At 72.4% G+C, this 10,810-nt stretch carries 7 protein-coding genes; 3 read left to right on the top strand and 4 right to left on the bottom strand.

All coding sequences use genetic code 11. The features are described 5' to 3' along the window. The 4 genes from KME78_RS58595 to KME78_RS58580 all read right to left on the bottom strand — a co-directional run. A partial coding sequence (locus KME78_RS58595; protein WP_246654835.1) for a DUF5682 family protein occupies nucleotides 1–743 on the bottom strand: 743 nt, incomplete at its 3' end. Further along, entirely contained in the window at nucleotides 740–1,876 is a 1,137-nt protein-coding gene (locus KME78_RS58590) for an ATP-binding protein (RefSeq protein WP_219538874.1), read from the bottom strand. The genes KME78_RS58595 and KME78_RS58590, both read right to left, overlap by 4 nt. A gap of 37 nt (nucleotides 1,877–1,913) precedes the next feature. Continuing rightward, nucleotides 1,914–6,806 carry a DNA-binding protein gene (locus tag KME78_RS58585; protein WP_219538872.1) on the bottom strand — a complete coding sequence of 1,631 codons (4,893 nt, stop codon included), beginning with the start codon at nucleotides 6,804–6,806 and terminating at the stop codon, nucleotides 1,914–1,916. Between the two features lie 2 nt (nucleotides 6,807–6,808). Next, nucleotides 6,809–7,675 (bottom strand): DUF4132 domain-containing protein, encoded by an 867-nt coding sequence (locus KME78_RS58580; protein ID WP_219538870.1) that lies wholly within the window; start codon nucleotides 7,673–7,675, stop codon nucleotides 6,809–6,811. Nucleotides 7,676–8,006: 331 nt separating this feature from the next. On the opposite strand from KME78_RS58580, the gene KME78_RS58575 reads away from it, so the two are divergent. The 3 genes from KME78_RS58575 (at nucleotide 8,007) to KME78_RS58565 (ending at nucleotide 10,802) form a co-directional block, all read left to right on the top strand. Next, the gene (locus KME78_RS58575; protein ID WP_219538867.1) at nucleotides 8,007–8,330 is read left to right on the top strand and encodes a hypothetical protein; all 324 of its coding nucleotides are present in this window, start codon (nucleotides 8,007–8,009) and stop codon (nucleotides 8,328–8,330) included. A gap of 245 nt (nucleotides 8,331–8,575) precedes the next feature. Then, the gene (locus tag KME78_RS58570) at nucleotides 8,576–9,838 is read left to right on the top strand and encodes a hypothetical protein (protein ID WP_219538866.1); all 1,263 of its coding nucleotides are present in this window, start codon (nucleotides 8,576–8,578) and stop codon (nucleotides 9,836–9,838) included. Between the two features lie 10 nt (nucleotides 9,839–9,848). After that, nucleotides 9,849–10,802 carry an NAD-dependent epimerase/dehydratase family protein gene (locus KME78_RS58565; protein ID WP_246654834.1) on the top strand — a complete coding sequence of 318 codons (954 nt, stop codon included), beginning with the start codon at nucleotides 9,849–9,851 and terminating at the stop codon, nucleotides 10,800–10,802. Nucleotides 10,803–10,810: the final 8 nt, after the last annotated feature.

Genomic DNA, 10,810 nt, shown 5'->3' with positions numbered 1-10,810 from the left:
GTCTCCATCGGCCTGCCGGAGTCCCCGGCCGCACCCGCCGAGGTCTCCAGCAACGTGCCGGAGACCTCGGCCGGGTCCGCCGACGGGGCTGCCGGCGCGTTGGAGCCCTTCGCCGCATCGGCCGACGTGCCTGCCTCATCGGCAGCACCCGCCAACGTGCCTACCTCCTCGGACGCACCCAGCGACGCGTCGGAGTCCGACGACGCGGCTGCCGACGTCCCCGTGGGCGGGCCGGCGTCCTCACCCAGGCCCGTGGGCGGGCCGGCGTCCTCACCCGGGCCCGTGGGCGGGCCGGCGTCCTCACCCGGGCCCGTCAGCGGAGATGGGTCTGTGGCGTGCCAGCCGGGGTCGGACAGCGGGAGGTCGCAGCACAGGACCTCCGCGCCGCGTTTCCAGGCCCACCGGATGGCCACCAGCTCCGGCGAGAAGTCCGCGAACGGATAGAAGCCCAGCCCACCGTCACCACGAGCCCCGGCGAGGGCGACGGGCGCGATGGTCCCCGGGTCGGCCAGGTGCACCAGCCACTGCTGGAAGTCCGCCGGCAGCTCGACGCAGACCACCTCGGCGTCGGCGGCGTCCAGCAGCGCGGGCAGGGCGACGGCCAGCGCGGGGCTGTGGTGACGGACTCCCAGCAGGTACGGCCGCGCGGAGGCGGCCAGCGCGGCGACCGCCCGCCTGGGATCGGCGTCCCAGGCGGAATCGGCAGCCGGGCCGGGCGACGGATCGATGTCCTGGATGGTCAACGGAGGTTCTCCCGCAGGTCCCAGAGCCGGCGCCACATGGCGGAGCCGTCCTCGGCCCGCCGCCGCACCGGCCCGTCCCAGTAGCCCAGGAGCCGCCCGTGGTCCGCCGGATCGTCCTTGCGCACCACGCCGAGCAGATGCCCCGGCACCAGGTCAAGAACATCGCCACTGGGCAGGTACGCCGCCGCCACCCCCAGCGAGGCGGCGACCTGCACGGCTTCGGCGGTGGACATGACCGTGCCGGGCCGTTCCACGTCCCAGCCCTCGGCCGAGCGCCCGGAACGCAGGTCGCGGAAGACGGTGACCAGCGCGTCGAGCACGGCGTCGTCCACGCCGAAGGCGGCGCCGGCCCGCTGGACGACGGCGGTGGCCTGGTGGCGTACCAGGGCGGTCTCCGCCCCGGCGTCGGAGATGGGGTCGACTGTCTCGAAGTTGAACCGGCGCTTGAGTGCGGCCGACATCTCCGAGACGCCGCGGTCGCGCAGGTTGGCCGTGGCGATCACGGTGAACCCGGGAGCGGCCGCCACCTGGGCGTCTTCGGTGCCGGCCAGCTCCGGTACGCTGACCCGCCGGTCGGACAGGATGGACACCAGGGCGTCCTGTACCTCGGGCAGGCAGCGGGTGATCTCCTCCACCCGGGCGACGCGGCCGGACCGCATGGCGGTGAGCACCGGGGAGTCGACCAGCGCGGCGGGGCTGGGGCCCTGGGCGAGGAGGAGGGCGTAGTTCCAGCCGTAGCGGAAGGCGTCCTCGGTCGTTCCCGCGGTGCCCTGGACGGTGAGCGCGCTGGTGCCGCACACGGCGGCGGACAGCAGCTCGGACAGCATCGACTTGGCGGTGCCGGGCTCGCCGACCAGCAGCAGGCCGCGTTCGCCGGCGAGGGTCACCACGCAGCGTTCGACGAGGGCGCGCTCGCCGACGAACTTGGCGGCCACCTTCATCTTGGACGTGGGCCCCACCAGCGTCTCGTCACCGCTGCCGCAGATGAAGGTCACCACGGCGCGCGGGGTCAGCGCCCAGCCGGGCGGCCGCGGGCCGGTGTCGTGGGCGGCGAGGAAGGCGAGCTCGTCGGCGTATCGCTCTTCGGCGGAGATTACCTGCCGGGCCGGAGCCCGGTCTTCGGTCAGGGTCATGAAGTGAAGTCCTTAGGAGAATCGGGGCGACGCGTGTTCAGCGTCGCCGTCCGCGCTTGACCTTGAGCTGCTCGAACCGGGGAACGTCGCCGTCCCGCACCCGCTGCCACGCGCTGGCGTACAGGTCGGCGACGGGCTGGATCGGCGTGCCGTAGTAGCTGCCCAGGTCGTACAGGGCCAGCTTCCACTGCTCCACCGGCAGGCGCGGCGACGACTGCTCCACCCAGCCGCCGGGCAGGAACAGCGTGCGCGCCGCCCGGCTCCGGCTGGCCTCGATGACCAGGCCGCTGCCGGCCAGCTCGGCACGGGCCGCCTTGAGCCGGGCGGGCTTCCAGCCCGTCCACCGGGCCACGTTGCGGTCGGTGGGATCGGGCAGGGCCAGCAGCATCAGGTAGATGGCCGCGGCATCCTCGCCGAGCCCGTGCTCCTTCGCCACCTCGACGACCAGATCGGGTACGGACCTGGTGGGATCCTGCGGCCACCACGTGCCGTCCGCGTCCCGCTCCCCCTGCGCCGGCTCGCCCGGATCGGCGAGCAGCGCCGCGAACCGCGGGTCGCGGGCGAACCGCAAGGCGATCTCGGTGACGAACGGCGCCTCGGACCCGAGCAGGGCACGCAGGTAGGGGTCTTCGCCCGCCGCGTCCAGCAACGCGGTGCGGATGGCCGGAGAGGGACGATCGTCATGCGTGGGCATGATGAGGGCGCCGTACCTCTCGTAGCCCTGGCCGGTCTCGGTCGGGGCTCCGGCGGCCTTCCTGAACGCGGGCAGGTCGACATAGCGGTCGAGGTCGAGCATCAGGTCCGGGTTGGCCAACCGGGCGCGCACCTCGGCCAGCGCCGCCGGCAGCGCGGCCCGGATCGGGTCTCCGGCGGGCAGCCGGTACGCCAGCCACCCCGCGGCGGCGACGAACATGGCCAGCGCGTCCGCGGTGAACCCGGTGGCGTTGTCGTCGGCGGGCCTGACCCGGTCGCCGCGTACGGTCCAGACCAGGTCACGGCCCAGCTCCGGCGCGGCGGCCGGGTCGATGAGGACGCGCAGCGCCCGGCTCGTGTCCCAGCCGGTGCGCACCGCGCGGGACATCTCCCCCAGCAGCCATTCGGGAATCGCCGCCTGCTGCCCGACCTTGTCGTTCCACACCGCCGCCGCGGCGGCCACGTCCGGACCGTCCGTCCAGAGCCGGGCCGGATCGCAGGGCAGGAGCGCCGCGACGACCGCGCGCCGGATGCCGGCGTCCATCTTGCGCAGCTCGTCCCTGGCGACGGCGGCATCGGCCAGCTTCACGCCGAGCGTGGTGCGTGCCTCCTTGGTGAGGAAGTTGCGCTCGTACGCGTCCACGGACGGCAGTCCCGCCACGATGAGCCGGGCGAGCGTCGGGGTGACGCCGGTGAGCCGGGCGAACTCCTCGGCCGCCTCGGGTCGCCAGGGCGCCGGTCCCCGCGCCGCCAGCTCGGTGAAGAACGCCTCCAGCCAGCCCGCCTCGCGCGGCGCGCCGACCGGGTCCGAGGACCGGACGGTGTACGGGTGGGGGACGTCGAAGCGGCCGGCCGGGTCGTGGAACAGTGCCGTCCACACGCCGCCGGCGTTCTCCCGGGTCTCCGCGCTCACGAAGGCGAGGAACCCGCCGCCGTCCAGGGGCAGGGTGCCGAGCCAGTTGCCCTCGCGCCACTCGCCGTCGGGCTTGACGAGGAAGGGCTTGTCGACGTGCAGCGACATCCGCCGCCAGCGGGACGGATCGGCCGTGACAGGCAGGCCGAGGCGGTGGAGTTCGTGGAGCAACTCGTGCAGCGTGGCGCGGTGTTCCTCCTCGATCGACGCCGATCCGGCCCGGAACGCCAGGGCGGCGGTGTCGTCGAGCAGGGCGTCCCAGCGCACGCCCACGTCCGGCAGTCCCGGCCGGTCGAGGTGGGTGCCACCCAGGGAACCCGTGGCCGGCCCCGACGCCAGCCCTTGGCCGATCGTCCGGATCTGCCGGAACGCGCCGTCGAGGTGTTGCAGCCACGAGTATCCGCCGGTGCTGCCGAGCCCGCTGAGCGCCTGGTCGAGCAGCTGGTCCACGGGACCGGAGTGCGCCTCCTCCCGGTGGCCGCCGGCCAGCGCCTCGGCGAGTCTGGCCGCGGCGGCCTCCAGCACGGTCACCTGGGTCGCGGCGAAGCGCACGACCCCGGCGATGCCGGCCACGAGCGCGTCATGGCTCACCTCGGGCAGCAGCGTGCGTATCCGCGCCTCCAGGGCGTTCCCCGCACCGACCGCGTTCCCCGCACCGCCCGCATTCGCCGCGCCGACCGCTTTCTCCGCGCCGGCCGCCAGCAGGGCCGCCGCGGTGTCCAGGTCCAGGCCGCGCAGGGCGGCGGAGCCCTGCGGATCCCTCGGGCGCAGGTAGCACCAGTAGCGCAACGGCGGCAGGATGAGGCTGCCCATGGCGAAGTGGCCGGGGGCGTCGTCCGTCCTGGCCCAGGCCGTGACGACACCGTCCGGGTCGACCAGGCTGAGCCGGTAGCTCCCCTTCACGATGGTCCGCGGCCGGTCGTCCCCGGGGAACATCAGGGCGCGCGCCGGTTTCCCGGCGTCCGGCGGCAGGGTGACCGTACGGCCGGCGATGTCCTGACCGCGCATCGACCCGTCGGGCAGCCGCACCACGCGCCAGCCGAACAGCCCGCCCACGGGAGCGCCCACGGGGGTGACCTCGTCCGAGGGCGCGGGCAGCAGCCAGCCCGCGTGGAACGTGCTGCCGGCCGGAGCGTCGCGGAGCGCGTCGGCGAAGAAGGCGGGGCCGCCGCGCCTGCCCTCCTGCCCGGTGACCGGGTCGTACTCGTACCAGTCGGCGGTGGCGCCGTCGGACCCGTCCCAGCTCCACACCCAGAAGGAGGTGCCGTCGGAGAGCACCGACCGCTCGTCGGGAATGGCCGTGTCTCCGCGATGCAGCACCCCCGAGCCGGTGGCCCGCCCGCCGCCGGGCAGCGCCAGGGTGACCGGGTCGTCGCCGCGGTACCAGTCCATGCGCGTGCCGCGGGTGCCGCGGCCCTCCATCGGGTGGAGGCGGTCGGGGGCGGTGTGCCAGTATCCGCGCAGCCGCCCGTCGAGGTCGCGGGACTGCCAGTAGACGAGCAGCTCGTCGTCCACGTAGTGCAGGCCGACGTCGCTCCAGGTGTCCCTGGGCGGGACGCGCAGGTCGTGGGTGAGCACGGTGCCCTCGGGGCCGAGCACCCGGGCCTGCGCGGAGCCCGCGGTGATCAGGTGTGGCCAGGCGTCGGCGACGACGATGTCGTCGACGTCCTTCTTGGCGACGAGGGTCGCGGCCGCCTCCTCCCAGGCGGGCCAGCCCAGCTCGTCGAACAGCCCGGCCCGCAGGGTGCGGGCGAGCACCGGCGCGATCTGCGCCGCGGCGGCCTGGCGCACCTCGTCCTCGGCCAGGGCCAGCGCCTCGCCCGGCAGCCAGGCCAGCCGGCTCAGGGCGTCGGGCAGCTCCGGCAGCCCGGCGGCCGACGACCGCTGGGCCACCTTGGCCACCCACTCGGCCAGCATCGGCCGCCCGCCGGGGGACTTCGCCAGCAGGCGGATGGCTCGCCGGCCCGACTCGTCGTTGCTGAAGGAGTAGGCGGCGCGCTCGAACGAGGGCCGGAACCGGGCGTCGGCGGCCAGGGCGACCAGGTCGCGCTGCCCCTCCCCCTTCGCCCACTGCTCCAGCTGCAGCGAGGCGTGCTCCTCGGGATCGGTCACGGGAACGTGCAGGGTGAGCAGCAGGTCCAGCAGGTCGACGTCGTAGACGATCGTCAGCGTCCGTCCCGGCCCGGTGAGCTCGGAGCGCACCTGGTCGGCCGTCCGCTCCACCAGGGTGTAGAGGGCGGGCTGGCGCGGCGGGGAACCCCAGCCGTGGTTGCGCGCCTTCAGGAACCGCTGGAGCCAGCCGGCGGTGCCGTCGCCGGGACGCTCCGGCACCTCGCCGGAGATCAGCCCGGCGGTGGCGCCGGAGGCCTCGAGGATCTCCAGCCACAAGCCCGACAGGTCGTGTTCACTGGACTCCGGCATGATGTCGAGCAGCGTCGTGCGCACCTCGGGCGTCCGCGCGGCCAGGGCCGCGATCGCCGTGCGGTGGGCCTTCCACCAGCCCGTCGCGGCCCGGTGGGTGGCCGGCAGGGCGAGCAGCTCGGCCAGGTAGGCCTGCTCCTCGGCGTCCGCGTCGGCCCCGGCGGCCTTGGCCAGGCGGCGCAGGTCCGTGGCCATCTGCGCCGACGGCGGCAGCCCGCCCGCCGTGCGGCGCACGCACAGCCGCGCGAACCGGCGCAGCGCCTCGTCGGCGGGCACCCGGGCGGCCAGCTCCTTGGCGTAGCCGGACAGCACCTTGACCGGCAGCGCCCCCGCCAGCGCGAACTCCAGGAACACCGCGTCGAGCCGGTCCTCGTCCACGTCGAGCCCGTGCTCCGCCTCGGCCCGGCGCGCGGCGGCGAACATCTGCGCGGCGTAGCCGGTGTTGTCGACGCCCAGGAACACCCGGCCGCTCTGCTCGTAGAACGTGGGCAGGAAGTGGGGAACGGACGCGGCCAGCTGGCGGGCCAGCTGCTGGTAGGTGTCGAGCGCGGCCTTCGGCTTGGACTTGGCCTGCCTGGCCGTACGCTCCAGCTCCGGCACGACGGCGAGCGCGTGCTGCCCGTCTTCGGGGTGGTTGACCAGCACCCATTCCGGGAAGCCGAGCGAGCGCTGTGAACCCAGCCCGACCACGGCCGGCTCGCCGTCGGGCGCCAGGCCCAGGAAGCTCGCGGCCAGGTCCTCGGCCGGGCCGAGCTCCCCGGCGACCAGCCGCACGACCACCCGGTCGTCCAGCGCGGGATGGCGGTAGCGCCGCGCGGTCATCGGCACGGCCCGCTCGCCGGCCTCCTCGGTGCCGGGCGGCAGCACGGCCCCGGCCTTCAGCAGCTCTTCGGCCTGAGACATGCTCACGCGTCCTTCCCCTCTTCGACCCGTCGCCCGGCGTAGAGCGCCGCGGCCATCCGCATCCCCTCCGACCAGGCCACCGGCCCGACCTCGCGCAGCGGCAGTGTCCTGCCGTCGAGGTCCTGCCAGCTCAGGCCGCCCGTCGTCACCTCGTCATCCCAATAGGGCTCGCCGATCCAGACGGCCGCCTCCACCAGGCTGCCCGCGTCGCGGACCCGGCAGGTGGCGTAGCCGCCGGAGACGCGGTAGCCGAGCGAGGTGGCCCGCGCGGCCAGGCCGAACCGGGAGTCGTAGGAGCCGCCGGAGAACTCCGACACGGTGGTCTCGCCCGCCTTGAGGTCGGCGGGCTTGCGCCACGTGGCGCGGTGGATCTGCTCGACCTTCTGGACCACGCCCAGCTCCGCGGCGAACTCCCGCAGGTCGTCCAGGTCGGGCAGCAGCACGGGGTGCGGCAGGGTCACCGTGGACGGCGACAGACGTACGGTCTCGCCGTCGAGGTTGACCACCCGCAGCTCGCCGGAGTCGGTGGCGTCCCGCAGGAAGCCGACCTCGTCGGGATCGTCACCGACCACGGCCATGTCCCGTAGGGCCGACTGCCACGCCTCGTCCGGCCACACGCGGGCCAGCAGCCCGGTCGGCACGGGCAGGGACGAGACCATCCAGAGGTCCACCTGCGCCACGCACGCGGCGGCGTGCCGGTCGAGCCACTCGGCGAAGCGGCGCAGCCGGTCCACCTCGGGATGATCCCGCAACGCCTTCGGCAGCGACTTCAGCTGCCGTCCCGCTGCCCGGCCGGAGGTGGCTCGCGCCGCCACCCGGCCCTCTATGAGAGCGACTTCGTAACCGTCGCCCGCTGCCAGCCAACCCAACGGTCCCCGCCTTTCAGCGTGCATGAATCGTCAAATGAGCAGGGGTTTTCCAGCCCCTGCCGCCGTGCTGCGCCGAACGTTAGCGACCCCGACCGACAAACGCGGTGGGGCCGCTTCAGACGCTCTGACGGCGCGCACGGGGGTGGGGTGGCGAGCCATGCGCAGGCGGCTTTTGTCGGCCTGCGTCATGCGGTGATCCGTCAGAGATGGCTGGTACGGTACCGGTTTTCCACCGAATGACGGGAGTTTTCCCTTGAGGCGACATATTGCATAGGAAACTTTCCTAACAGATACTCCGAATGACGTGTTCACCCCCACATCTGGAGTCGCTGTGCTTCGTCGCGCCCTCACCCTGACCTCGGTCGTCGCCGCCACCCTCCTCGCCGTCGCCCTGCCCGCCCAGGCGGCCGTCGTGGACGTCCCCTTCGGGCCGTCCTCGATCGGCGACTACTGCCACGCCAAGGTCAACTCGGCCTCGTGGCTCGGCTTCTACGAGGCGGGCGGCCTGCGCTGCTACATCACCGGCATGGGCGGCGCGCCGCAGTACGCCGGATCCGGCGATCCCTATCTCGCGTGCAAGTTCCTCACCACGGACGTCGTCATGAGCGCCACGCGGGGCGCGTCCGACTCCCTCGTGTGCAGAGTGATCCGCTGACGCCCCTTTAGGGATGACTTTCGGCCTCCTGACACGTTCCGGACACAAAATCATCATTTTGGGTGTCGAAATTAACCAGGCATCACGGTTACAGTGACCCCGGAAGTCAGATGATCTTCATCCGGCTTCTTGTCACCGCGATCAGGAGGCTGAGAACTCAGTTGCGTGCCTGGAACTTACCCACCCGGAAATTAGTGGCGTACGCGGCGAGTGCGACAGCACTCGCGTTGGTGATGGCGGGGGCCGTGTCGGCCCCCGCCATCGCTGACGACACCCCCCACACCTACTACCTCGACAGCGTCAACGGCAAAGACTCGGCGAACGGCCTCTCGGACACCACGCCATGGAAGACCCTGGCCAAGGCGAACGCCGCGGAGATGGTCGCCGGCTCCAAAATCATGCTGAAGCGCGGCAGTTCCTGGTCCGGACAGCTGTGGATCACAGGGTCGGGCTCGGAGGCGAACCCGATCGTCGTCGACGCGTACGGCACGGGCAACCGCCCCGTCCTCAAGGGCGACACCGAGGCCTGCCTGTACCTCGAAGGCGACTTCATCGAGGTCTACAACGTGCAGATCGGCGTGGACTCGGACCAGGGCCGCTGCTCGTGGGCGGGCATCAAGGTAGGCGGCAGCAACAACGTCATCGAGCAGAACTACATCACCGGCGCCGCGGCGGGCGTCTACATCGAGACGAGCGCCAAGGGCACCGCGGTGACCAGCAACGAGTTCGTCAACAACAACTTCATGAGCAAGCTCACGCCGCAGGAGGAGAACGACAACGACGACTCCGGCGCGTTCGCGATGCTGGTGCAGGGCGACGACTCCAACATCGGCTGGAACACCATCACCGGATCGGTGGCCTTCAGCTACGACTACGAGTGGGACGGCGCGGCGGTGGAGATCTTCATGGGCTCCCGCAACTACGTCCACCACAACCTCGCGTTCGACGTCGACACCTTCACCGAGCTGGGCACCAGCCGCAACGACGACGGATCGACGAACGACCCCGACGGCACCTCCGGGAACGTCTTCGAGTACAACGGCATCTACGGTGACAGGTCCCGGTCGGGCATCGTCACCCGCGGCCCGACGAAGGACAACGGCGAGATCGAGACGAACGGCCCGGTGTTCGGCACCGTGTTCCGCAACAACTCGATGAACCTGCCCAACGCCGACTCCGAGGGCGTCGTCTGCTACGCGGGCTGCACGAACGCGCACTTCAAGCTGTCGCAGAACATCATCGTGGCCGCGGGGAAGAGCGCGTACGGCGACTCCACCTTCACCGCCAACGACCACAACGTCTTCTACGGCGGCCAGTACCAGATGACGGCGGGCACCGCCAACCGGCGCCAGGACCCCAAGTTCGACCCGAACAAGCCCCTGCACCTGCTGAGCGGCAGCCCGGCGATCGGTCTGGGCGTCAAGGCGTTCAACCCCCTCGACCTCGACGGAGTGACGGTGGGCTCGGACGGCAACATCGAAGCCGGCGCCTACGAGTACGTGGACTAGCCTGTAGCTCATGCGAGTAGTGGTGATCGGCGCCAGCGGCCATATCGGCACCTACCTCATTCCCCGTCTCGTCGACGCGGGGCATGACGTGGTCGCCGTGAGCCGGGGCCGGCGGGACCCTTACACCCCGCACGGCGCCTGGCAGCGGGTCACCACGATCACCGCCGACCGCGAGGCGGAGGAGGCCGACGACACCTTCGGCGAGCGCATGGTCGCGCTGGAGCCGGACGTCGTCATGGACCTCATCTGCTTCGAGGAGTCCAGCGCGCGCCGCCTGGCGGCCGCGCTGACCGGCCGTGTCCGGCACTTCCTGCACTGCGGCACGATCTGGGTGCACGGCCCCAGCACCCGGGTGCCCACGACCGAGGATCGGCCACGGCGGCCGATCGCCCACTACGGCCGCCAGAAGGCCGCCATCGAGGCGCACCTGCTCGACCGCGCCCACCGTGACGGCTTCCCGGCCACCGTCATCCATCCCGGCCACATCACCGGCCCGGGATGGGTGCCGGTCAATCCGGCGGGCAACCTCGACCCGGCGGTGTTCCAGGCCCTGGCCGACGGCACGGAGGTGACCCTGCCCAACCTGGGCATGGAGACCGTCCAGCACGTCCACGCCGAGGACGTGGCGCGCCTGTTCATGGACGCGCTGGCCAACCCGGCCGGCTCCGTGGGCGAGAGCTTCCACTCCGTCGCCACCACCGCCCTGACGCTGCGCGGCTACGCCGAGGCGGTGGCGGGCTGGTTCGGGCAGGACGCCCGGCTCTCCTACCTGCCGTGGGAGCAGTGGCGCGACACGGTGTCGGAGGAGCAGGCCCGCATCACCTACGACCACATCGCGCACAGCCCCCACTGCGCCATGGACAAAGCCCAGCGCCTGCTCGGCCACCGGCCGCGTCACACCTCGCTGGAGGCCATCGCCGAGGCGGTCGACTGGCTCGTCGCGGCGGGCACCATCACCAGATAGTCGCGGCA

It is taken from the genome of Nonomuraea guangzhouensis (assembly GCF_019396345.1).
Taxonomy (GTDB): Bacteria; Actinomycetota; Actinomycetes; order Streptosporangiales; family Streptosporangiaceae; genus Nonomuraea; species Nonomuraea guangzhouensis.
This window is presented reverse-complemented; position numbering and strand designations above follow the sequence as displayed.

Coding starts and splice junctions, on each gene's coding strand:
- KME78_RS58590 (WP_219538874.1), bottom strand. CDS start 1,876: ATGACCCTGACCGAAGACCGGGCTCCGGCCCGGCAGGTAATCTCCGCC.
- KME78_RS58585 (WP_219538872.1), bottom strand. CDS start 6,806: ATGTCTCAGGCCGAAGAGCTGCTGAAGGCCGGGGCCGTGCTGCCGCCC.
- KME78_RS58565 (WP_246654834.1), top strand. CDS start 9,849: ATGCGAGTAGTGGTGATCGGCGCCAGCGGCCATATCGGCACCTACCTC.